Annotated in this window: 18 protein-coding genes and 1 pseudogene; 9 read left to right on the top strand and 10 right to left on the bottom strand. The window is 72.0% G+C overall.

Going from position 1 to position 23,644, the window contains the following annotated elements; genetic code table 11:
• Nucleotides 1–30 precede the first annotated feature (30 nt).
• The 5 genes from K8640_RS26310 to K8640_RS26290 all read right to left on the bottom strand — a co-directional run bounded on the left by K8640_RS26310 (nt 31) and on the right by K8640_RS26290 (nt 10,175).
• On the bottom strand, nt 31–867 hold the full coding sequence (locus tag K8640_RS26310) for an Ig-like domain-containing protein (protein ID WP_141325697.1): 837 nt from the start codon (nt 865–867) through the stop codon (nt 31–33).
• 156 nt (nt 868–1,023) lie between these two features.
• Nucleotides 1,024–2,373, bottom strand: coding sequence for an HD-GYP domain-containing protein (locus K8640_RS26305; protein ID WP_223749581.1), 1,350 nt, complete (start codon nt 2,371–2,373; stop codon nt 1,024–1,026).
• 27 nt (nt 2,374–2,400) lie between these two features.
• Nucleotides 2,401–4,110 carry a HEAT repeat domain-containing protein gene (locus K8640_RS26300; RefSeq protein ID WP_223749580.1) on the bottom strand — a complete coding sequence of 570 codons (1,710 nt, stop codon included), beginning with the start codon at nt 4,108–4,110 and terminating at the stop codon, nt 2,401–2,403.
• A gap of 100 nt (nt 4,111–4,210) precedes the next feature.
• On the bottom strand, nt 4,211–8,182 hold the full coding sequence (locus K8640_RS26295) for a serine/threonine-protein kinase (protein ID WP_223749579.1): 3,972 nt from the start codon (nt 8,180–8,182) through the stop codon (nt 4,211–4,213).
• Between the two features lie 82 nt (nt 8,183–8,264).
• On the bottom strand, nt 8,265–10,175 hold the full coding sequence (locus K8640_RS26290; RefSeq protein WP_223749578.1) for a lipase maturation factor family protein: 1,911 nt from the start codon (nt 10,173–10,175) through the stop codon (nt 8,265–8,267).
• A 142-nt stretch (nt 10,176–10,317) separates the two neighbouring features.
• Between K8640_RS26290 and K8640_RS26285 the strand changes: the two genes are divergently transcribed.
• Nucleotides 10,318–10,971 (top strand): MBL fold metallo-hydrolase, encoded by a 654-nt coding sequence (locus tag K8640_RS26285; RefSeq protein WP_141325702.1) that lies wholly within the window; start codon nt 10,318–10,320, stop codon nt 10,969–10,971.
• A 15-nt stretch (nt 10,972–10,986) separates the two neighbouring features.
• On the opposite strand, the gene K8640_RS26280 is transcribed toward K8640_RS26285, so the two are convergent.
• Entirely contained in the window at nt 10,987–11,784 is a 798-nt protein-coding gene (locus K8640_RS26280; RefSeq protein ID WP_223749577.1) for a hypothetical protein, read from the bottom strand.
• Complete coding sequence (locus K8640_RS26275) at nt 11,777–12,673, bottom strand: dimethylarginine dimethylaminohydrolase family protein (protein ID WP_223749576.1); 897 nt, start codon at nt 12,671–12,673, stop codon at nt 11,777–11,779. Before K8640_RS26275 ends, K8640_RS26280 begins: the two co-directional genes overlap by 8 nt.
• Nucleotides 12,674–12,931: 258 nt before the next feature.
• Between K8640_RS26275 and K8640_RS26270 the strand changes: the two genes are divergently transcribed.
• Nucleotides 12,932–14,629: a GTPase gene (locus tag K8640_RS26270; protein ID WP_223749575.1), complete on the top strand. Its 1,698-nt coding sequence runs from the start codon at nt 12,932–12,934 to the stop codon at nt 14,627–14,629.
• 183 nt (nt 14,630–14,812) lie between these two features.
• On the opposite strand, the pseudogene K8640_RS26265 reads toward K8640_RS26270, so the two are convergent.
• Nucleotides 14,813–15,070, bottom strand: a pseudogene (locus K8640_RS26265) (M23 family metallopeptidase); the annotation flags it as partial.
• 549 nt (nt 15,071–15,619) lie between these two features.
• Here K8640_RS26265 and K8640_RS26260 point away from each other — a divergent pair.
• From K8640_RS26260 to K8640_RS26245, 4 genes are all read left to right on the top strand, one after another.
• Nucleotides 15,620–16,294, top strand: coding sequence for a TetR/AcrR family transcriptional regulator (locus K8640_RS26260; protein ID WP_223749574.1), 675 nt, complete (start codon nt 15,620–15,622; stop codon nt 16,292–16,294).
• 22 nt (nt 16,295–16,316) lie between these two features.
• Nucleotides 16,317–17,222, top strand: coding sequence for a sterol desaturase family protein (locus K8640_RS26255; RefSeq protein ID WP_223749573.1), 906 nt, complete (start codon nt 16,317–16,319; stop codon nt 17,220–17,222).
• Nucleotides 17,223–17,309: 87 nt separating this feature from the next.
• Entirely contained in the window at nt 17,310–18,899 is a 1,590-nt protein-coding gene (locus K8640_RS26250) for a glucose-6-phosphate isomerase (RefSeq protein WP_223749572.1), read from the top strand.
• A gap of 119 nt (nt 18,900–19,018) precedes the next feature.
• A complete protein-coding gene (locus K8640_RS26245; protein ID WP_141325709.1) occupies nt 19,019–19,486 on the top strand; it encodes a hypothetical protein in 468 nt (155 codons plus the stop codon).
• Between the two features lie 332 nt (nt 19,487–19,818).
• On the opposite strand, the gene K8640_RS26240 is transcribed toward K8640_RS26245, so the two are convergent.
• Entirely contained in the window at nt 19,819–20,721 is a 903-nt protein-coding gene (locus K8640_RS26240; protein WP_223749571.1) for a LysR family transcriptional regulator, read from the bottom strand.
• 113 nt (nt 20,722–20,834) lie between these two features.
• Between K8640_RS26240 and K8640_RS26235 the strand changes: the two genes are divergently transcribed.
• The 3 genes from K8640_RS26235 (at nt 20,835) to K8640_RS26225 (ending at nt 23,228) form a co-directional block, all read left to right on the top strand.
• Nucleotides 20,835–21,809, top strand: a complete 975-nt coding sequence (locus K8640_RS26235) for an alpha/beta fold hydrolase (protein ID WP_223749570.1) — start codon at nt 20,835–20,837, stop codon at nt 21,807–21,809.
• An 81-nt stretch (nt 21,810–21,890) separates the two neighbouring features.
• Nucleotides 21,891–22,661: an SDR family NAD(P)-dependent oxidoreductase gene (locus tag K8640_RS26230; protein ID WP_223749569.1), complete on the top strand. Its 771-nt coding sequence runs from the start codon at nt 21,891–21,893 to the stop codon at nt 22,659–22,661.
• A 54-nt stretch (nt 22,662–22,715) separates the two neighbouring features.
• Nucleotides 22,716–23,228 carry a hypothetical protein gene (locus tag K8640_RS26225; protein WP_223749568.1) on the top strand — a complete coding sequence of 171 codons (513 nt, stop codon included), beginning with the start codon at nt 22,716–22,718 and terminating at the stop codon, nt 23,226–23,228.
• Between the two features lie 6 nt (nt 23,229–23,234).
• On the opposite strand, the gene K8640_RS26220 is transcribed toward K8640_RS26225, so the two are convergent.
• Nucleotides 23,235–23,639 carry a DoxX family protein gene (locus K8640_RS26220; protein WP_223749567.1) on the bottom strand — a complete coding sequence of 135 codons (405 nt, stop codon included), beginning with the start codon at nt 23,637–23,639 and terminating at the stop codon, nt 23,235–23,237.
• Nucleotides 23,640–23,644 lie beyond the last annotated feature (5 nt).

Genomic DNA, 23,644 nt, shown 5'->3' with positions numbered 1-23,644 from the left:
GTCCGCTCCCCGTGCCCGCCCGCGACAGTCTCAGGGGACGACGAACTCCGCGGCGGAGCGGCGACGACCGGCGACCACCGAGACGACGGCGCGCCCAGGGCCCACGGCCGTCACGCGGCCATCCTTGGACACCGACACCACGGACGCATCCGAGGTGAACCACTCCAGCGGCACGCTGTCGAGCACCACGCCGTTGCGGTTGAAGGCCCGCGCGAGCAGCAACACCGACTGCCCGCGCCGCTGGAACTGGTGATGCGTCAGGTTCAGCCCGAGCCTCGCGAAGTCCGCCGGCACCACCTGCACCGCGATGTGCCGCGCCAGGTGTCCCAGGCTCGCGCTCACCGTGGCCGAGCCGGGCTTCACCGCGACGACCTGCCCGTCCTCCACCCTCGCCACCGACTCGTCGGACGAGCGGAACTCCGGCGTGACGTTCTGGAGCGACGCGCCCTGCTCGTTGCGAGCCACCACGCGCAGCTTGATGGTGCGCCCCACCTCCAGGAAGTCCGCGCCCGGGGCGCGCACGTCGAGCGAGTTGAGGATGACCAGGTCCAGGTTGAGGGCCTCGCGCACCTTGCCGCCCGTCACGCCGATGACCGTCTTGCCGGACTTGCGCACCGTCATCACGCCGTCCTGGACCAGGGCCACGTCCGTCGCGGAGCTGGTCCAGCGCAGCTTCGGCTCGCGCATGCGTTCGCCCTCCGTGTCGAGGACGACGTAGTCCAGCTTCACGCTCTGCCCGGGCGTGCGCAGGAACTGGGACTCCAGCGGCTGGAAGGTCAGGGACCCGGGCGTCGGACCGCAAGCACTCAGGAGCCCGAGGAGCACAACGAGGAGGACGGAACGAAAAGGAATGCGCGGCGTCTTCACGGCGGCGTCGACAACGGTAGCGAGGGCGGGAGCAGCGCCCATCTTAACCACGCTCGCCGGCTCCGGTGATACCCACGAACAGCTTCCGGCCCCCGTCGCGCGGGAGCGTCCGTCCAGACAGGCGGTATCCTCCCGCCCCCAGCGGCTCCGCGGCCCTCAGGCGAAGAGGAAGTGCGGGACGTTGAAGTCACTCTCGGTGGAGTCCAGGGACGCGACGATGTTCAGCCGCTGGCCGGGCTCCGCGAGGTCGACCACGTAGTCCGCCTTCGTGCGGCCCGCGCCCTGAATGACCCGCACGCGGGGCCTGGCCGCCTGGGCCGCGTCCGAGGGGACATCCATCACCACGCCGAGCTGCCCGCCCGAGAGGCGCACCAGCGTCCCCACCGGATAGAAGCCCGCCACCGAGGTGAACAGGCGCACCACGCGCGCATCGAACCGCGTCCCGGCCCGGTGGGTGATGAGCCGCAGGGCGGTGTCCGGCGCCAGCCCTGGATGCGGAGGCGCCGGGAAGGTCAGCAGGTCGAAGGCACACGGCACCGCCAACAGCCGCCCCGCCAGTCCCACCGGGCGCTGCACCGGGCCGCTCCACGCCGGCTGGAGGCAGTCGTGCGCGGCCACCACGCGCTCCAGCCGGCCCGCGTCCAGCGGGCGCTGCAACAACCGCAGCGCCGTCTTCAGCGGCCCGCGCCGCGCCAGCAGCTCGTGCGAGGCCCGGTCGAACTCCTGCTCGGGAGGCAGCGTCGACGCGCCCCGCCCCAGGTCATGGAACAGGCCGCTCAGGGCCAGGTCGAGCTGCTGCGCGCGCGACATCCCCATCCGCCGCGCCATCAACAGCGAGAGCACCGCCACCGCCGCGCCGTGCTGACCCCCGTCCACGTCCGTGCGCCGGAAGCGCGTCAGGCCCACCAGGAGCGCCTCGTGGCCCACCGAGGCCTCGGCCAGCCGCAACAGCACGCGCCGGAAGCGCTCCACGCGCACCGGCGACTGGCTGGTGATGACGTGCTTGAGGAGGACGACCAGCCGCGCGTAGTAGCGCAGCATCACCTCGCGCGGCGTGAGCACGTTGTGGGAGGACAGCACCTCGCGCAGGCGGATGGGGCCCAGCTTCTCGTTGAGGATGGCCTGGGGCTTCTGGGCGCGCCGGTGCTTCTGGAACGCGAGCAGGAAGGCGCGCAGGTGCTCACGGCGCAGCCCCGCGCCGAAGGAGATCTCCTGCACTTGAAGGTGCTCCAGGTAGCGCCGCAGCGAGACGGCCATCTCGAGGTGCTCCTCGCCCAGCTTCATCCGCGCGCCGTTGAGGAAGGGGATGCCGCCCACGCACTGCAGCTCCACCGACTTCTGCCCTCGCAGCTCCGCGTCCAGCAGCGCGCCCAGCTCCTCGAGCCCCTCCTTCACACCCGCGTTGTCCACGTCGTGCAGGGACACCGTGTTCAGGCAGCGCACCACCAACCCCATCAACCTGGGGCCCACCCGCGCCGCGTCGTCCCGATTCGACTCCGTCTCCATGGTTCCCCACCTGGCGCCCCAGGCGCCTCAGCCCACCGGAGCCAGCTGCGCCAGCGCCTCACGACAGGCCTGCTTGAGGACGCGCGGCGCGAAGAGCTTGCTCGCCACGGCATCCAGGAGCGGCCGGGCCCTGGGGTCTCCGAGCACGCCGATGCACCGCGCGCAGTGGGCCTTGAGCTCCACGTCCTGCTCCCGCTCGAAGGCCGTGCGCAGCGCCGCGCCCGCCAGGGGCCCGCCCAGGTCCGCGAGCGCGCGCAGCACCGCCATCCGCTCACGCGCCTCCAGCTTCACCTCCAGGCGCGACACCAGCGGCCCCACCGCCGCCTCCACCCCGTGCCGCACCAGCAACACGAGCGCCGCGCCGCGAACCTCCGCCTCCGGGTCCGCCAGCAGCCGCAGGAGCGCCGAGCGCTGCGGCTCGATATCCCGGGGATTGAGCCGCGACAGCAGCGCCGCGCGCACCCGGGGCCTGGGGTGCGAGAGCAAGGCCGCCGTCAGCGGCTGGGCCTCGGGGCCCGCCTCGCGCAGGAACTGCAGCCAGTCCAGGTCCCGCTCCCCCAGCGACGCGGCGCGCGTCACCAGCACGCCCAGCGACACACCCCGGCGCACGAGCAGCTTCGCCAGCGCGCCGCGCGCCTCCGGAGACGGCAGCTCGAACAAGAGGTCCGTGGCGCCCTGGAGCGCGTCGCGAGGCAGCGCGCTCAACAGCTCCAGCACGCGCAGCAGCACCCCTGGCTGGGCCGTGGCCTGGGCGAGCGCGAAGCGAGGCGCCTCCAGGAAGAAAAGCCGCGTGACGGCGTACAGGTCCGGCGCGCGGGCCCCGGACGCGCGCGCATCCCGCGTCATGCCCTGCACCACCTGCGACAGCTCCGCCCACCGGCCATGGGAGACGAACCCCGACAGGAGCTCCTCCATCCAGCCCAGCAGCGCCGCGCGCTCCTCCTCGCGGCACACCGCGAGCAGGCCCCACACCATCCACACGCTCCGCTCATGCACGCCCACGCCGCCGCGCTCGCGCTCCAGCAGGGCGCGCAGCTCCGCCACCTCCGCGTCGCTGGCGCCCTCGAACGCCGGCGCCCCCGAGCGCACCAGGTCCTGCGCGCTGACGGGGGCCAGCACCTCCGCCTCCAGGCGCGCGAGCCACTCGTCGTGCCCCACCGGGCGACGCCGGCCCGAACCCGAGGACTGGCGCCGCGTGAGGTCCGCGAACAGCTGCTCCTCACGCTCGGCGAGCTGCGCCTCCGTCTGCGCCGACTCGCCCGTCTCGGCCGAGGCGGGCACCTCCGCGACGACGAGCTCGATGTCCTCGAACCCCCGCTCCCAGAACCACGTGTAGAAGTCGTACTCCGGCGGCAGCGTGCGCTGCAGCGCGCGGTGCCACATGGCCAGGAACGCCCCCAGCTCCTCCGCCTCCACACCCGGCTGCCACAGCACCTCCTGCACGCCCTCCAGGAAGAGCGGCCGCGTCACGGAGTCCTTCGCCGACGCCGACTCCACCAGCACCACGTCCCCCAACAGCAACGCCGAGGAGCGGATGTGCAGCACCACCGCCTCCCCCGTCACCGCGTGGTAGCGGCTCACACACTCGACCAGCCGCTGCTGGACCTCCGCCAGCGCGGCGTGGCCCTCCGCATAGAAGCGGTACGCGCCCAGCACCTTGTTCAGCGCGTGCCCCACCTCCGTCGCGGCTTCCTCCGCGGTGAGCACGGGCGCGCCACCGGGCGTCGGGACGGCCATCGGACTTCGAGAGGCGGGCATGGGCATGGTCTAGCAATTCATTGAATTCAATGAACCGCACCAAAGCCAGAAACCTGCCAGGGATTGTGGGGTGGACCGTTCAGGGTCGGGGAGCGAGAGCGCCCAGGGCCTGCGTGGCCAGGGCCTCCCCCTCGCGCCAGCCCGCGATTCGGGAGCGCTCCCGAGCGCGCTCCAATCGCTCCCGAGCCTCGGCGAGCTGGCCGCCCGCGCCCAGCAACCGGCCCGCGTTGTAGTGGATTCGGGCCGCCTCCTGTGAATCCCCCGCCTGCTCCGCGAGGGAGAGGGCGCGCTCCAGTTCCGTGAGGGCCGCCGCATGTTCTCCGGCGAGGACCCGCAGACCCGCGAGGTTGGAGAGCGCACGCGCCTGCCCCACGAGGCTGCCCGTGGCGCGCGCCTGCTCGGCGGCGTGGGTGAAGCTGACACGGGCCTTCTCCGCCTGCTGGAGGCGCAGCTGCAGGCGCCCCAGCAGGTTGAGGTGCTCCCAGTAGAAGTCCGGCGCCCGGGCGGGCTTGCCGCCCATCCGCTGGAAGGCCCGGGTGACGAGCTCCACCGCGCCCGTGATGTCCCCCCGCGCCTCGCGGGCCCGGGAGTGCTCGCCCAGGACCCACGCCTCCACCTCCGGCTCGGTGGCGGCGGCCTCGCGAATCGCCAGCAGTCGGGCCTCCGCGGCGGCCACCTGCCCCAGCTTCAGCTCCGCGGCGGCGATGCGGCGCACCAGCTCCGCGCGGGCGGCGGGCGCCTCGGTGTCGGGCAGCCTCCCCAGCCACGGCTCCGCGATGGACGCCACGGAGGCGGGGTCCACCTGCGTCAGACAGGTGCACGCGCGCGTCAGCATGCCCCACTGCCAGAGCCGCGCGGCGGGCGTGGCGCCAGGGGAGTCGCCCATGGCGCGTCGGAAGTAGTCGAAGGCCGCCCGCCACTCCCCTCGCGCGGAGAGCCGCTCCCCCGCGCGCTCACAGGCCGCGGAGGCTCCGGGTGCGCCCGCGGCGAGCAGGTGGTCGGCCACGCGGACCTCGCGCGCGGGCTCGGCGGCGAAGGCGTCCTTGCCCAGCGCCTCCGCCAGCGCCTGGTGCGCGCGGCGCAGCGCGCTCACGGGCAGCCGCTCCAGCAAGGCCTGGCGGGCCAGCTCCTGCGTGAAGCGCAGACAGCCGGGCCGCTCCTTCACCTCCGTGAGCCACCCATCCACCACCAGCAGCTCGGGCACGTCCGCTTCCACGACTTCGTCCGACAGCGAGGCGCGCACGAGCGCGGCGGAGAAGACGGCCCCCTCGACGGCCGCGCGGGACAGGAAGCGTTGCAGCGGCGGCGGCAGCAGGTCCAGACGCGCGCCCAGCGCGAGCCCGAGGCTGTCGGGCAACACCGCCTCGCCCAGCGGCTGGGTGGCCTGCAGGGCGCCGCCCAGCCGCTGCACGGCGCCGCGCTCGACGAGGGCCCGCATCAGCTCCAGCGCGAAGGAGGGGTTGCCACTCGAACGCTCGAAGACGAGCGTCTCCAACTCGGCGCTCGGGGGCGCGCCGAAGGCCGAGGCGAGCAGGGTCCGCAGCTCCGGCCTGGGCATGCCTCCCAGCACCGAGAGGGGAAGCGACGTGATGGCGACGGGCAACGCCTCCTGCGCCGTCGTGGCCATCAAGGCGACGCGGGAGCCGGGCGCGCTCACCAGCGCCACCAACAGCTCCAGCGAGGCCACGTCCGCGTGGTGCACGTCATCCACGAGCAGCAACAGCCCGCCGACACGTGCCGCGCGCAGCAGCGTCTCCGTCAGCGCGGCATCGGCGGCCTGGAGCTGGCCCGAGGGTCCGCCCTGGGACAACCGTCGCCAGAGCGCGGCGACCTCCTGCGAGGACAACCCCAACAGGCCGAGCGGCTGGAGCGGCGCCCCCTCGGGCACGGGGCCCAGCATGCGCGCGAGGCCGGTGAGCACCGAGCGCATCAACCCCATCGCCCCCGCGCCGCGCAGGTCCTCCGCGCTGGTCCTCACCACCCGCGGCCCCGGCTCGCGTGCGGCCTGCTCCGCCACGGCCTCCAGCAGCCGGCTCTTGCCCATGCCCGCCGCCCCCGAGAAGAGCCGGGCGCTCCCCTGCCCCGCCTTCAGCGCGTCCACCACCCGTCGCGCGGCGACCAGCGCGTCCTCACGGCCCACGAAGGGGGTGCCACGCATCACGCCGCCCAGGCCCTCCACGCGACAGGCGCTCCCCGAGGCCAGGCTCCGCTCCGGTCCGAAGCGGACGCCCTCCTCCAGCAAGCCCTTCGCGGCGGAGCCCACCAGCACCTCTCCCGGGGCCGCCGCCTGCGCGAGCGCGGCGGAGTGCTCCAGTCCCACGCCCGTCACGCGCCACGGCGCGCGGCCACCGCCTCCGCTCACCAGCACGGCGTCGAACTCCAGGCCCGCGCGCAGCGTCGGCGCGGGAGACACGCCAGAGGCCTCCACCGCGCGCAGCAGCTCCAGCACGCAGCGGACCGCGCGCGCCGGGTCATCCCGACGCGCCACGGGCAGGCCGAACGCCAGGCTCCAGCGCGACTCGGTGAGCTGCACCACCTCCGCCTCGTGTCGCTCGGCGATGGCCGCGGCCAGGTCCATCAGCTGGCCCACGGCCTCCATCCCCTCCTCGGGCCCCAGCGCCTTGCGCAGCGCCTCGGCGCCCTCCAGCGCCACCGTGACGATGACCAGCTTGCGCTTGAGGGAGCCGGCCTCGCGCCCCCGCATCCTCACCGTCGCCGCGGGGCCGTCCTCCGCCAGCGGCACGGACGCGGCCGTCGTCACCGTGGCAGGGCCGTGAAGCTCCGTCGGCGGCGCCTCCAGGTCGATGAGCTGTCCGTCGGAGACCACCGAGACGTCCTGCGAGCGCGCGCCTTCGGGACGAAGGCTTCTCGTCCGCGTCGCGCCCGCGGCATCTCCCCCGGGAGCGGGCGGCTCGGCCGTGGCGAGCGGTGCCTTCGCCTCCGGTGAGCCGGACACGCCCCCGGAGATGGCCGCCATGGCGCTGCCACAGTGCGGACAGAAGCGACTGCTGCCCCGCGTGGACTGTCCACATCGAGGGCACGTCACGCTGGACTCGGAGACGCGCGGCAGCAGGCTTCCCAGGCCCACGCTGGACTCGCGCATCCGCGCGCGGACCATCTCGCCCACCAGCCGCTCGGCCGTCTGGGCGACGTCGTCCTCGGGTCCGCGCGGCGTCTCATCCAGGTACTGCTGGAGCGCCCGGGCCACGTCGCCGCAGCGCTCGAAGCGCTGCTCACGCGGCTTGGCCAGCATGCGCAGGATGATGCTGTCGAGCAGCGGGGAGACACCGTCGACGAGCATCGACGGCTTGAGCGCGGGCGTCAGCGCGATGCGCCGCATCGCCTCGGGAGCGTTGTCCGTCTCCACCAGCGGACGGTGCGTCACCAGCTCCCACAGCACGACGCCCAGCGCGTACTGGTCGCTGCGCCCGTCGAGCGGATGGTTGCGCACCTGCTCGGGTGACATGTACCGCAGCTTGCCCTTGAGGATGCCGGTGCGCGTGCGCGTGGAGCGATTGCTCGCCTTGGCCACGCCGAAGTCCACCACCTTCGTCACGCCGTCCAGTCGCACCATGATGTTCTGCGGACTGATGTCACGGTGGACCAGGTCCAGTGACACGCCCTGGGCATCCACGGCCTGGTGCGCATGGTCCAACCCGAGCGCGGCGTCGCGGATGATGCGCGCACAGACGCCCGGGCTCAGCGCCGCCCCGGAGCGCGAGGCCGCGCGGGCCAGCCGTCCGAGGTTCTCGCCCTCGATGTACTCCATGGCGATGTAGAAGGTGCCCTCCCACTCGCCGACCTCGAACACGTGGACGACGTTGGGATGGTTGAGGCGCCCGGCCACCCGCGCCTCGTCGAGGAACATCTCCAGCGAGCCCTCCTGCTCCAGCAGGTCCGGCAGCAGGCTCTTCAAGATGACGGGGCGCTCGAAGCCGCTGACGCCCACCTGTCGCGCCAGGAAGATTTCGCCCATGCCGCCCACCGCGAGCCGGTTGAGCACCGCGTACCGGCCGAAGACGAGAGGGACAGGGCTGCTCGAGGTGGACATCGCCAGGACACGCTAGCCACCCCGCGCGGAAGCCCGCCAGTTCCTATCCTCGGCCGCTGGGGCATCTGTTACCCAGTGGCGTTCACTCGCCCGGCGCCAACCAGCGCAGGCGAGGGCCCCCCCCCAGCGAGGGACCTCCTGGCGCGAGGGCCAGCGGTTGGAGGTACAGCCCCCGCCGCTCACGCGTCCACCACGCACCCGTGCGCCGACGCTCCTCCACGTCCGTCATGCGGTAGTCGTACAGCACCGCGCGCACCTGGCGGGGCGGCGCGTCCGGGAAGGGGTTGCGCGCGAGCAGGGACAACACCTCGGGCGAGCCCTCCAGCAGTCGCGCCAGGAACATGATGAACCAACTGGGCGGCGCGCTCAGCGCGGCGAACCACATCTGCCAGTCGAGCCGGGGTTGATGCGGCGCCACCTGCACGGGCGGCCGGGTGACGTCGTCCACTTTGTAGCGGAAGCCATAAGGCTCCCAGTGCTCGCCGTCGCGAGAGCCCTCGACGAGGATTTCAGGCCGCTCCACCGTCATCACGCTGAAGAGCCCATAGCGATTCACCGAGCGCAGCGGACGCGCGCACCCGTGCAGCCATGACAGCGAACGCTGGACCCGCTCTGGCAGACGCGCGCTCCGCTCGAACCGCAGGAGGATGTCCGCCGCGCCGAGCACCAGCAACGGACCGAAGAGCCCCGCGCTCAGGACCTTGCCCCAGCCCGCGCCGCGCCTCGACGGGGGCGGAGGCTCGCGCAGGAAGGGGAGCATCCGCCTCAGGCTCACGTCGTCCAGGAGCCACAGGCCGAGCACCAGCGATTGCACGTTGAAGAAGCCGTAGTTGCCCGTGGCCATGATGGCGAGCTGGAGCGCGGAGAACGCGCCGAACGCGAGCTGCCTCGGCCGACGCGGCGCGAACACGAGCGGCGGCAGCGCCACCTCCAGCGCGAGCACCGCCCCCGTCGACGCACGCTGCAGGCTCACGGGCAGATGATGCGCGGACCATCCACCCCGCGTGGGCAGGGGCGCGGTCTCGTAGTAGTGCCGACACGCCGTCAGCTCACGCCAGGTCCTGTCCCCGGACTGCCACTTGCTCAGCCCCGAGCCGAAGTAGAGCCGGAACACGAGCAGCCGGAAGAGGAACACCTCCAGCGACGTGGGCGAGGCGCGCCCCAGCCCCGGCCTCAACCCCGAGGGCGCGGTGAGCGCGGACAGCAGGCCCATCTCCAGCAGCAGGACATCCCACTGGAACGAGAGGAACTCACGCCCCACCGCCGCGTACGAGAGATACAGGCCCCACAGCAGCGCGAGCGCGCTCCGAGGCGCGACATTGAAGATGACGGCCAGCGAGAGCAGCTGCCCCACCCGGCAGCCTCGCAGCAACGCGGCGTCGGAGGCGTCGAACCAGAACACGGTGGGAAGCCGCCTCCAGCGCTCGAGCGCCGGTTGCTCGCGCAGGTCCGACTCGACGAGGTCCTTCACGGGACGGATGCCGCGAGCCCCGAACAGCCCCAGCACCTGCGGCCGCAGCGAGGTGAACGCGATGAGGAACACGCCTCCCGCCAGTCGCAGGAAGAGCCAGCGCACCTGGCGTCCGTCCCGGGGAACCACCGTGCGCCCGAAGAGCCAGCGGTCCACCCGCGAGGCCGCGCGGCGATTGCGCGCGATGACGCCGTACACGGCCTGGGACACGCCCAGCACGCCGGGCAGCAACCCCAGCTTCGCCATGCCGCGTGTCAGCCAGCGCGGCGAGCGGGCGAGCGCGCGGAAGACCGCCTCCGCACCCTGCGTCACCCGTCCCGAGGGCTCCACCAGCTGCGTGGCGCGGCGCATGTTCCGCCGGGGAATGCCGAGCAGCAGGAGCAGCCAGCTCCGCCCCGGCAGGAAACGGACGCCCCCGTCGCTGCGCTGCTTCCACCGCGCCACCCAACGGCGGCAGAAGCCACAGTCCGCGTCGTACAGGAGCAGCGAGGGACCCTGCTCGAGCGTGTGTGAACCCACCATGAACGAAGCATGGGCGCGGCCAGGGAGTGAGGCCCGTCACCCGGGTTCCGACGGTGGTCGCTCCAGGGCCGGGGTGGCGGGCGGGCGAGCGGGAAGACCTGGTGCCCCCTGGACATCGCCGGGGGGTGCCTAGCTTCACCGAATGAGTGAGCCGAAGGGGAAGGCGAAGCGACTGGTCGAGCTGGTGCCGGGCATCCACCACTGGACCGTGACCGACAACCGCATCGGCGGCACGCGCAGCGATGCCTACGCCGTGGTGGACGTGGATGGCTCCGTCATCCTCATCGACCCGCTGCCCATCGACGAGGCGAAGCTGCGCGAGCTCGGCGATGTCACCGCCATCATCCTGACGGCGGGGAACCATCAGCGCTCCGCGTGGCGATTCCGGAAGGCGTTCGGCGCGCCGGTGTGGGCCCCGGAGAACGCGTACGGGCTGGAGGACAAGCCCGACTTCATCTACGTGGCCGGAGACACGCTGCCGGGCGGACTGCTCCCCTTCCACACGCCTGGACCCGCCGTGGCCATGTTCACGCTGTGGATGCAGAAGCATCCTCGCGGTGTCGCCTTCATCTCGGATTTGCTGACCCACGACAGCCAGGGCACGCCCGAGTTCGTCCCCAGCGAATATCAGGATGAACCCCTGCGCACACGGCAGAGCGTCCAGCGCATCCTCGACCACCTCACCGTGGACGTCCTCTGCTTCGCGCACGGCGAGCCCATCCTGAAGGACGGCGCGAGCGCGCTCCGTCGAGCACTCCAGGAGGACATGGACGCCCCCGCCGCGCCCTCACCGTGAGCACGGCGGAGTCACTCAGGTCACGTCCTCGCTCACCAGGACATGGCCGTCTTGAACCCCCGGAGGCACCAGGTAGAGCTGCTCGCCCGCCTCGGCGCGGTCGAGCAGCTCACTCAGCTCCGCCAGGTCCGTGACGGCGATTCGACGCGAGTGCGGCAGCGACAGCCGACGCGCCATCGCCTCCGCCACGCGCGCGCCGTCGGACAGGTCCGTCTCGTAGACGAACGTCCGCTCCCCGTACTCGTGTCCTCCGGGGACCCGGCCCACCAGCCGCAACGGCCCCAGTCGTGAGTGGACGCGGACGCTCGGGTTGTCCCACTGGGCCACGCCGCGCAGCCGCTTCGCGCGCAACATGCTCAACGTCAGCGTCTTCACCCACGCGCCCGCGCCCGTCCCCGGCAGGAAGCTCAACAGCGACACGCCGATGAACAGCCCCGGCGTCACCGAGGGCGCCGCGTAGTACGCCGCGCCGATGGCCGGGTCCTCGTCCTCCAGCCCCAGATGCGCGCGCGCCTCCAGCTTCAGCATCCTCGCCGGACAGCGCAGCAGTCCAATCGCTCCCGGCATCAGGTACAGGTCCGACAGCACCCAGCGCGGCACGCCGATGCCCCCAAACGCGAACTGATTCAGCGCGAGGTACTGCGCCGCCAGCGACAGGTTGCGCTCCGCTGGCAGGTACGTCGCCGGCAATCCCAACGGAGACAGGTCCATCGACTCGGCGTGCTCACCCGCGCCCAGCGCCAGGAGCGATACGCCCGGGTGCGCGGAGAAGAAGGCCTCCGCCTGTCGCGTCAAGGCCTCGGTGTCACGCATCGGCTTCGATGTCCCTCGCCACGGCCGCCAGGCGGGCCTCGTCCGGAATGCTCACCGCCCCATCCTCCACCACCGCTCGCGACACGAGACAGCGCGAGGAGCCACCGCCCTTCTCGCAGAGCTCCCCCATGTCGAGCGACACCACCCGCATCCCCAGCGCCTCCAGTCGGGCACGCACCGACCCGGGCACCACCGAGGGCGCGAGCAGCTCCCGCCCCAGCGGCAGTCCATTCGTGGCGTAGCGACGAATCTCGTCCTCCGTCACCACGAGCAGCCGCGCGTCACCGAAGCGCTCACGCAATCGGGCGAAGGACTCGGGCGCGATGACCTCCGGGCACACCAGCATCCGGTCCACCGCGGGCAGCGGCAGCAACGCCATGTTGCCGTGGAACGCGGGCTCGCGGACCTGCACGCGCACCACCTCCCCTGGGAACCAGCGCGCCGCGGCCTCCAGCCCTTCGAGCGTCGTGCGTCCGCCCCAGAACAGGAGCGTGACACCGTCGAAGTGCGCCACATCTCCGTGCGCCTCCCAGATGCCCACGCCCGGGTCCACCACCTCGAAGCCCATGCGCCTGGCCAGCGAGGCCCAGTGCTCACGCTCCGCGCGCCGGTGCTCGCTCATCATCCGGGGCAACACGAACCAGGGTGCACGTCCCTCGCGCGCCACCACCTGTCCACACTCCGCCGCGTAGGGCATGCCCGTGAGCAGCTCCGACGGCGAGGTCAGCGCCACCACCGTGCCGCCGCGGGCCTCGATGGCTCGCGCCAGGGCCAGCCACTCGCGGCGGGCCTTGCGCGCGTCCACCTGCGGCGCCTCGCGGCTGCGGAAGTTGTTGCGTCCTCGCAGTGCCCAGCCACGTCCCGGCGGCGACATGAGGAAGAGTTCCATGCCCCCTGGTTCTACCCGAGAGCGCCCGGCTCCTGCACCGCCACGCACAAGGCCACCGGCGCACACCGAACGCAGGCGCAGGCCCGGCGACATTCGTGCTGGTCTCGGGAAGCGGCCAGGGCGGACCCTCCCTCCGAGAGAGCGCCCCGCTCCGGCACCGCCGTGCACAAGGCCACCGGCGCGCACTGAACGCTGGCGCACGTCCGACGACATTCGCGCTGGCCCCCGGGACACGGGCAGGACAGGCTGTCCCTCCCCGTGGACGAGACGAGCCTGCCCGAGCCCGAAGCCCTCCGGTCCCTCTTGCGGACCGCCCTGGAACTGCCAGCCCTCCAGCCGCATGCGGCGCGCTTGGAGCGGCTCGTGGACGACTACGCGCGCGGCGTGGCGAACCGGGACGCCCCGCTCGCCGTGGCGCTCGTGGGCGCCACCGGCGCCGGCAAGTCCACCCTCCTCAACGCGCTCGCGGGCCAGCCCCTCTCGCGCGAGGGCGTGGACCGCCCCACCAGCACCGTCGCCACCGTGTTCGCCCCCGAGGGCGCCGCGGCCGACTCGCTGGCCCAGTCCGGCGCCCGCGTCACCCGCTACCTGCCCGGCCCCCAGGCGCTCTGGGGCGGACAGGTGTTCATCGACACACCCGACCTCAACAGCGTGGCCACCACGCATCGCGACGTCGCAAGCGCGGCGCTGGAGCGCGCGGACGTGGCGCTGGTGGTGATGCACCGGGGCAGCGTGGCGGAGGCCACCCAGGTCCAGTTCCTCACCGAGTTCGCCCGCCGCCGCGCGCTCGTGTTCATCCTCAACTTCGCCGACGAGCTGTCCGCCGAGTCGCGCGAGACGCTCAAGGCCCAGGTGCGCCGCGTCGCCTCGGAGCAGTACGGCCTTTCGCCCCAGGACGTCCCCGTGTTCGCCATCAGCGCGCAGGCGGCGAAGGACGGCCGCGACGTGTCCGGCGAGTTCGGCCCGCTCCTCTTCCACCTCCGGGGACTCGCCACCCAGGCCATCGCCGCGCGCGTGCGACGCGGCAACGCGATGGGCGCGCTGGAGGAGGTGTCCTCGCGCGTGAAGGCCGCGCTCGAGGAGACGGAAACCCTGCTCGGACGCACGCGCACGGCCCTGGGCTCCGGGATGGAGAAGGCCTCCGAGGGCCTGCGCGAGGACTTCGACTCACGCCTCAAGCTCGCGCATGGCCACCTGGCCGCGGAGGTGCGACGACAGGCCGGTGGACGCTTCTGGGGGCCCGCGGCGTGGGGCCTCCGGCTGTCCCTGTGGGGCGCGAGCGGACTGGGCGCGGCGGCGCTGGTGGGACGCGCGAGCCTGCCCGCGGGGCTCGCGGTGGCGGCGGCCTCCACCGTGGTGGACGCGGTGCGAGGCCACACGCGCGCACGCGCCGCGGAGAGCACCGTGGTGGAGCCCTTCGAGGACGACTTCGGCGTGGAGTCCGCGGCGCGCACCGCGCTGGCGGAGGCGCGCAGCATCGCGCGGGCCGGAGGCCTGGAGCCCTCGGTGCTCGGCGTACCGGAGCTGGACGTGCTGCTCGACGAGGTGCGCGCGGCGCGGGCGTCCGCGTGGCGCTACACCGTCACCACGGGCGTGGGGGAGGCGGTGGCGGGATGGTGGCGCACCGCGCGGTGGCTGGTGCTGCCACTCATCAACCTGCCCTTGCTGGTGCTGCTCGGACACGTGGGCTACCGCGTGGTGCGGGCCTACGTGGAGGGCCCCCTGTTGCCGTTGGACTACTTCGTCAACGCGGGAGCCCTCTTCGCGCTGCTCGCCGGAGCGGGCGCGCTGCTGGCCTCAGCGAGTCTCGCTGGGGCCGCTCGCCGTGCGGGCTCGGGCGGGCGCGCGCGCTTCGTCGAGACCCTGGCCACCCTGGGCCGGCGGCTGGGAGAGGCCGTCGATGATGGCCTTCGCCCCGGGCGGGAGGCCGCGCGGCGAATCCTCGCGCTCCGGTGACATGGACACCACGGGCTGGCCCGGCGTGTGCGTGCCGTCCGTCGTGGCCATGAGCGTGTCGCGACCGGACTCGCGGCAGATGGGCGCGGCCACGCGCGTGTCGCGCACCGGGTCCCCGTAGCCAGCGATGCGCGCGGGCACGGACGGGTTGTTCCAACCCTTGCCCACCTCGCGCGCCACCTTGAAGTGCAGGTGCGCGCCGCACGCCCAGCCGGTGGAGCCGGAGAAGCCGATGAGCTGCCCCTCCTTCACGCTCTCGCCGGGCTTCACCACCACCGCGCTGAAGTGGAGGTACTGCGTCTCCAGCCCGTCACCGTGCGAGATGACGACGTAGTTGGCGTAGGGCGCGAACTTCTCGTCGCAGCCACCCTTCGTGCTGTCACCGCGGGCCAGCCGCACGACCCCGTCACGCGCCGCGACGATGGGCGTGCCGTCCGGCATGCGGAAGTCCCAGGCGAACGTGTCGTTGTGCTGGTGACTGCCCGTGTCGTGTCCCTGGCTCACCGTGTGGATGCGGCCACAGGCAAACGGGACGCCCACTTCCGGCAGGTCTGCCGCCGGAGAGGCCATCGAGTTGGAAGCCGCTGGCGCGGACGCCAGGAGGGAGCCGACAAGGAGAGCGGAGGAAAGGTTCATATCGGGCCGGCGGACAACGGAGACAAGTGCCTGGGGTATTTCCCAGACGAATTATCTCGAACCCGCGAGGACTATCACCAGGGCCTCTCGGGCTCGCCTGCCCGGCCGCTGGGCCATGACCCACTTCCTACGAGGACGAATCGCGCCATGGCGGACGTGCACCTGTCTGCTCGCCCGCCCGAGGTCCCGCCGCGAAAAGCCCCGAGCAGGGCACGCTTGCGACGAAGGTCGGCGCATGTCTCACCGTCTCGGCGGGAGTGGCCGCGTGGATCACCCTCTCGCACGCGCCCGCCCAGGGCTCATGAACTTAGTGACTGGTCACTCATTAAGTCCGGCGTTATGCTTGGCGTGACGATGGCCCCCAAGCCCCCCACCCCGGATCGCAAGGCGGCGCGCCCCGTGCGGCGCACGCAGCAGGAGCGGCGCGAGACGACGCGGCGCAAGCTGCTGGACGCGACCATCGAGACGTTGGTGGAGCTGGGTCACGCCCGGCTGACGACGGTGGAGGTGGCGAAGCGAGCGGGCGTCTCCCAGGGCGCCCTCTTCACGCACTTCGACACGAAGGAGGAGCTGCTCGCCGCGGCGGTGGAGCACCTCTTCCCCCGACTCATCCAGGACTACCTCGCCGGCGTGGGCGCGCGGCCCCCGGGCAAGGACCGCATCGCCTCGGCGGTGGACATGTTGTGGGCGGCGTACCAGCGACCGGAGCTGCAGGCGGCCATCGAGCTGTACGTAGCGGCGCGCACGGACGCGGAGCTGCGCGTGGCGCTCGCCGCCGTGGACGGTCCCCACCGCGAGAACATGCACCGGGTGGCGCGCGAGCTGTTCCCCGACGTGGCGTCCTCGTCTCCGGAGTTCCACGCGGTGGTGGAGCTGGCGCTGGACGCCGTGCAGGGCGCGGCCGTGGGCGGCAGTGCCCGTCCGAACGACCCGGCCCACCGCGGCATGCTGGATGCCCTCACCCGCTTCATGCGCAGCGCCTTCTCTCCTCCGACACCGCAACGAGCGCGCCCACGCCCCAGGTCCTGAGCTTCATTGAAGGAGGTGTCCCATGGACGCCACGCACATCCCCGACCTCATCGCACCCGCCATTCCCGTGTTCATCCTGACGGTGGTGGCCGAGTTCTTCTGGGTGAAGAAGCTGCGCGAGGAGAACGCCGCCCTGGTGGGGCACACGTGGAAGGACTCGCTCGCCAGCCTCTCCATGGGGCTGGGCAACGTGTTCATCAACGTGGTGTGGAAGGGCGTGGCCTTCGCGGGCTACCTGGCGCTGTACCAGCTGACGCCGCTGCGCATGGGCACGGGCGTGCTCGCGTGGGTGCTCCTCTTCTTCGCGGACGACCTCTGCTACTACTGGTTCCACCGCGTCCACCACGAGAGCCGCTTCTTCTGGGCATCACACGTGGTGCACCACTCCAGCCAGCACTACAACCTGACGACGGCGCTGCGGCAGACGTGGACGCCTCCGACGAGCTGGGTGTTCTGGGCGCCGCTGGCGCTGCTGGGCTTCTCGCCGGTGATGATTGTCGTCCAGCAGTCAGTGAGCCTGCTGTACCAGTACTGGATTCACACGGAGGCCATCGGCCGGCTGCCGCGGCCGCTCGAGTGGGTGCTCAACACGCCGTCGCACCACCGCGTGCACCACGCGGCCAACCCGCGCTACCTCGACAAGAACTACGCGGGCATCCTCATCATCTGGGACCGGCTGTTCGGCACCTTCGAGCCGGAGGGTGAGAAGCCCGTCTACGGCCTCACCAAGAACCTGAAGACGTTCAACCCGGTGCGCATCGCGTTCCACGAGTTCGCCTCCATCGCGAAGGACGCGGCGAAGCGGGGCTCGCTGCGGCAGCGGCTGAGCTACATCTTCCGCAACCCCGCATGGAAGCCAGCGGACTCCTCCACGCCGCGACAAGGTCCGCCGAGTTCGGAACCGGAGACAGTGAGCCCCTCGGCCTGAGGCCGGGGCCCATTCGGCTTCCCACGGCCGCTCGGAGGCGCTAAGCCACCTGGCACTTTTTCTTCGCGCGAGCCCCCAGGAGGAGCCATGACCGAGCGTGAGCTGTGGGAGCGGTACCAGCGTTATCTGAGCGTCGTCCCGTCGCTGGGGTTCTCCCTCGACGTCTCGCGCATGGGGTTCGCGGCGGACTTCCTGGAGCGGATGCGGCCTCGGCTGGAGGAGGCCTTCAGCCAGATGGAGGCGCTGGAGAAGGGCGCCATCGCGAACCCGGACGAGAACCGCCGCGTGGGGCACTACTGGCTGCGCGCGCCGGAGCTGGCCCCGGAGCCCGCGCTGTCGAAGGACATCACCGACACGGTGGCCGCGGTGCACGCCTTCGCCCGGGACGTGCACGAGGGGAAGCTCAAGCCGCAGAAGGCGGCGCGCTTCACGCACCTGCTGCTGGTGGGCATCGGCGGCTCGGCGCTCGGGCCGCAGCTGGTGGCGGACGCGCTGACGTCGCGGGACGACAAGATGCAGGTGTCGTTCTTCGACAACACGGACCCGGACGGGATGGACCGGGTGCTGGGGCAGCTGGGCAGCAAGCTCGCCGAGACGCTGACGGTGGTCATCAGCAAGTCGGGCGGCACCAAGGAGACGCGCAACGGCATGCTGGAGGCCGAGCGTGGCTATCAGGCGCAGGGGCTCGACTTCAGCAAGCACGCGGTGGCCGTCACGGGCGCGGGCAGTGAGCTGGACCAGCACGCGAGGAAGCAGGGCTGGCTGCGCATGTTCCCGATGTGGGACTGGGTTGGCGGGCGCACGTCGGTGATGTCGGCGGTGGGCCTGTTACCGGCGCGGCTGCAGGGGTTGGACATCGACGGGATGCTCGCGGGCGCGCGGGAGATGGACGTGGCGACGCGGCAGCGCGACGCGCTGAAGAACCCGGCGGCGCTGCTCGCGCTGATGTGGTTCCACGCGGGCGACGGGCGCGGCGTGAAGGACATGGTCATCCTGCCGTACAAGGACCGCCTGCTCCTGATGTCGCGCTACCTCCAGCAGCTGGTGATGGAGTCGCTGGGCAAGGAGAAGGACCTGGACGGCAAGGTGGTGAACCAGGGCATCGCCGTCTACGGGAACAAGGGCTCCACGGACCAGCATGCGTACGTGCAGCAGCTGCGCGAGGGGGTGCCGAACTTCTTCGCCACGTTCATCGAGGTCCTCAAGGACCGGGACGGTGAGTCGATGGAGGTGGAGGGCGGCATCACCAGCGGCGACTACCTGCTGGGCTTCTTCCTGGGCACGCGCCGCGCGCTGTACGAGAAGGGCCGCGAGTCCATCACCCTGACGGTGCCGGACGTGAGCGCGCGCACGGTGGGGGCGCTCATCGCGCTCTACGAGCGCGCGGTGGGCCTGTACGCGAGCCTGGTGCACATCAACGCGTACCACCAGCCGGGCGTCGAGGCGGGCAAGAAGGCCGCGACCAGCGTGCTGGACATCCAGAAGAAGCTCACGGCGCGGCTGAAGGAGGCCAAGGCGGAGGCGCGCTCGGCGGAGCAGCTCGCGGCGGACATCGGCCAGCCGGACGAGGTGGAGACGGTGTTCAAGGTGCTCCAGCACCTGGCCGCGAACCCCGGGCGCGGCGTGCAGCGCTCGGGCGGCGCGAGCCCCTCGGAGGCCCGCTTCCACGTGAAGTGAGCCTCACGGTGGGGCAGGCCCGGTGCCCTCGAGCACCGGGCCCTCCCACGGTGCGGTGTTCCTCGATGGATGCTCCCAGAGACTCCGACGTCTCCTCACGAAACCCTTGGCGGAGACCCATGTCGTTTCTCTGGTTCACCCTCAAGGCGTACCTGTTCGACGTCCTCTACTCCTATGCGGTGGGGCTGTGCTTCGTCGCCTTCGCGCTGGCGGCCTCGGCTCGTTCGCGGAAGGCCGCGCGCGGGCATGACGGTGACGCCGCCACCTCCGAGGCCGCGAGGCGGACGGAGAATGTCGTCATCACCAGCGTGTTGTTCATCCTCTGCTCGGTCCAAGGGTTGATTCTCGCGGGAGCCGTCAAGGCATCGCTGGAGACTCGCCCCGAGGCGTGGTGGCTGTTGTGGTACGTCGTCGGCTTCGGCGCAGCGCTCCCGGCCGGGCTCAGCGCCGTTCAGCGCGACAAGGACAACGCGACCTCGCAGAGCCTCTGCTACCTGGGCGCCGCGGGGAGCTATCTCGCGGCATGCATGTGGACTGACCTCATCCCCGCCATGCTGCTGAAGGTCTCACGGCTCCTCGCGGTCTAGGCAGGCTCGTCAGCCGACCCCCACAGTCGTCGAGCCTCCTCGACGAAGAGGTCCGGTGAGTCAGCGCTCGACCGCGAGCAGAGGGTGTCACCTGCTCCCAGCGGATGCATGGGGGCACCCTGCCATTCGCCGTGCCCACAAGTGGCGCGAACGAGGACTCGATACCGCGCCCTCGGGACGGGGCCGCTCGCTCGCGCACTGAGCCTCCGCACATCACTGTCCCTCGCGAGTGGAGCTCCGCTACATGCCCTGGCAGCGTGCGCTCCGCGTCTCATGACTCGGCGCGTCCGCACGATGATGCTCCGAACAAGCCACGCTCCTGACCTCGTCGCTCAGCGCCCGCGCGACTCCGTGCCGGACAGGCCCGCCTTCTCGCGCCGGCACACCTCCGCCACCCAGTCCGCCGTGGCCCGCACGCGCAGGCTCCGCTGCAAATCCTTGTGGAACGTCAGCCACAACGGCCGCTTGGCCAGCACCTCCGCGCCCACGCGCGTCAGCCGCACATCACGCCCGCCCGTGAGACACGGCAGCAACGCCACGCCCAGCCCCGCCGCCGCGGCCTCGCGCAGCGCCGACGTGCTGTTGCTCTGCAGCAACCGACGCCCTCCCGCCGTCACCCGCTTGAGCTCCTCGGACTCCTCGCCCGACGTCAGCCCCGTCCGGTACACGAGCACCGTGTGTCCCTTGAAGTCCCCGGGCCGGGGCGCGCCGTGTCGCCGCAGGTAGCCTCGAGACGCGTACATCGAGAACGCCATCTCGCCCACCTTGCGCACCACCAGCGCGTCCCCTCGCGGCGGCACCAACCGCAGCGCCATGTCCGCGTCCCCCCGCTGGAGGTCCACCAGCTCCGTCCCCACCAACAGCTCCACGTTCAACCCCGGATGACGCGCATGCAGCACGCCCAGGTGCGCGGCGAACAACGCCTGCGCCAGGTGCTCCGTCGCCGCGATGCGCACCGTCCCCTCCACCCTCGCCTCCGCCGACACGGCGTCATGCAGCGAGCGCAGCGAGTCCTCCATCTCCCTCGCACGCGCCACCACCGCCTCGGCGTCCTCGGTCAGCCCCAGCGTGCGCGAGCCCCGCAGCACCAGCCGCGTCCCGAGCGCCTTCTCCAGCGCCGTCAACCTGCGCCCCACCGTGGTCGCATCGACGCGCAGCTCCCGCGCCGCCCCGGCGAGCGAGCCCTGGCGCGCCACGGAGAGCAGGTAGCGCAGGTCGTCCCATCGCATATCCATGCCTGCAATGGTGCAGCAAAGCCCTGCATTCCCGCAGCACTTCCAGCGCTATCTCGGACAGGACGAATCAGCGGACGCCCAGGCAGGCGCCGCATGAAACACAGGAGAACATCATGTCCATGGCTCATGCGCCGGTGCTGGAACAGGACGCGGGCCCCGCGGTGCGCGGCCTCCCCCAGGAGGAGCGACTGACGGTGGCGGACACCGGCCCGAGCACCGGAGTCCCCTTCCGCCTCCAGGCCCTGGACGGCTACCCGCTGTCCGCCGCCCTCTTCCCCCACGAGGGCGCGGAGGTGGGCGCGGTGGTGCTCATCAGCAGCGCGACCGGCGCCCGCCAGCGCTACTACGCGCGCTTCGCCGCCTTCCTCGCCCGGCGCGGCTTCCCCACCATCACCTTCGACTACCGCGGCATCGGCGGCTCCCGCCCCGAGAAGCTCGAGGGCTTCGAGGCCACCCTGGAGGACTGGGGACGCCAGGACCTCGCGGGCGCCATCGCCGCCGTGCGCGAGCGCTTCCCCGGCCGCAGGCTCCTGCTCGTCGGCCACAGCGTGGGAGGCCAGCTGCTCGGCCTCGCCGAGAACGCTCGCGAGGTCTCCGCGCTGCTCACCATCGCCGCCGGCTCCGGCTACTACAAGCTCTTCCCCCAGCGGCTGCGCATGGCCCTCAACTGGCGCGTGCTGACGCCCGCCCTCACCCGCGCCTTCGGCAGGCTGCCCGGCTGGGCCGGCACCGTGGAGGACCTGCCCGCGGGCGTGGCCCGCCAGTGGGCCCGCTGGTGCCTGGACCCCAACTACCTCCTGAGCGAGGGCGGCGAGCCCCGCCGCGAGTCCTACGCGTCGCTCTACCTGCCCGTGCGGGCCTACAGCTTCTCCGACGACCCCATCGCCTCGAAGGATGCCGTGGAGCACCTGCTGGGCTTCTACGCGGACGCGCTCGTCGACCACCGCCGGGTGACGCCCAAGCAGGCGGGCCACCCCATCGGCCACTTCGGCTTCTTCCGCGAGGGCTCCCGCGCCTCTCTCTGGGAGGAGGCCGTGGAGTGGCTCGCCATCCAGGCCCTCACACCCCGGCCGGTGAACCCCCGGTAACCGGACCCGGCCGTCGAATGTCGGGCAACCCCCACACTCCGTCCCATTCCCCCCATGTGCCCTGAAGTAGAACGCGGGCCCATGAACCTGGAGCTCAAAGGCAAGGCGGCCCTCGTGACGGGGAGCAGCCGGGGAATCGGTCGAGCCATCGCGGCGACGCTCGCCAAGGAGGGCGCTCGGGTGTGCCTGAGCGCTCGCGGCGCGGACGCCCTGGAGGCCACCGCGAAGGAGCTGCGCTCCTCGGGCGCGAGCATCACCACCGTCGTCGCGGACGTGGCCACGAAGGAGGGCGCGAAGGCGGCGGTGGACGCGGCGGTGGAGGCGTTCGGCTCGCTGGACATCCTGGTCAACAACGTGGGCGGCAGCGGCGGCGCGGGCGCGTTCGACATGGCCACCGCCGAGCAGTGGTCCACCGTGCTCCACGGCAACCTCCTGTCCGCGGTGTGGTGCAGCCAGGCCGCCGTGGAGGTCATGCGCGCCAACAGCGGCGGCTGCATCATCCACATCAACTCCATCTACGGCCGCGAGTACGCCACCAGCGCCCCCTACACCACGGCCAAGGCGGGCCTGACGGCGCTCACCAAGGAGATGGCCGTGGACCTGGCGCGCCACCACATCCGCGTCAACGGCGTGGCCCCCGGCTCCATCCTCTTCCCGGGCGGAAGCTGGGACAAACGCCAGAAGGCGGACCCGGAGAAGGTCGCACGGATGGTGCGCAACGAGCTGCCCTGGGGCCGCTTCGGTACCCCCGAGGAGGTGGCGGACGTGGTCGTCTTCCTCTGCTCGGAGCGCGCCCGGTGGGTGACGGGCGCCACGCTTCCGGTGGACGGCGGACAGGGCCGCGCCTTCTGAACGCGGCGGACCCCCAGCGTCATGCTATGCAGGGCCCTCCCCTGGGGTCTTACATTGCTGAAGCTTTACAAGAAGGAAGGCGACCGCCTCCGTTACTGGGAGGCGTGGGTCCATGAGGGCGTGCTCACCACGCACTGGGGCTTCGTCGGCGAGGTGGGCGAGCAGAAGGACGCGCCGCTGCCTCCGGAAGAGGACCCCGACTTCGCCATCGCCGACGTGGCCGGCCCGCTCATCGAGGAGGGCTACGACGAGGTGGAGCCCGACAGCCTGTCCACGCTCATCGTCCAGTACCCCATCGAGGGCAAGGGCACCGGCCACGACGTGGAGAAGCGCGTCGCGGTGGAGGAGCTGCTCACCGACGCGCTCGGCTGGACGGGCAACGGCGAGGTGGAGGGCGGCGAGCTGCGCGAAGGCCACCTGCGCGTGTACTGCCTGGTGATGGACGAGAAGGCCGGCGTGTACACCGTGCTGGAGGCCCTCGACTCGGAGGACCTCGCGGACGACGTGAGCGTGCTGGTGGCCAAGGGCGACGAGGAGCCCCGCGTCGCCTGGCCCCAGACGCCCTGAGCGACGTCAGGCCCCGGCAGCCCGCACCTGCGCCACCGACTCCACGCCGGCACCCGACGACACGCGGTGCCAGAGCTGGTGCGAGGTGATGAGCAGCACGAACATGGCGACGGGAACGGCGGACTTGCCCGCCGGGTCCCCCATGGCCGTGTGAGACACCGCCGCCGCCACGAAGTCGATGGCGAAGCCGGCGTAGGCCCACTCCCGCAGCGTGCGCGGCAGCGGAGCCCACAGCGCCAGCACGCCCAGCACCTTGGCGATGCCGAGCATGGTCCGGAAGTAGGCCGGGTAGCCCAGGTGCTCGAAGGCGGCCACCATCGGCGGCGCGTCGGTGAGGTACATGAAGGCGGAGCCCGCGGCGGACAGCGAGACCAGCGCGGTGACGACCCAGTACGCGACTTTCAGCTTCATGCACA

This window comes from Myxococcus sp. XM-1-1-1 (assembly GCF_020037095.1).
In the GTDB taxonomy this organism is placed as follows: Bacteria; Myxococcota; Myxococcia; order Myxococcales; family Myxococcaceae; genus Myxococcus; species Myxococcus fulvus.
The sequence above is the reverse complement of the archived record's forward strand: the minus strand, read 5'-3'. Positions and strand labels throughout refer to the sequence as shown.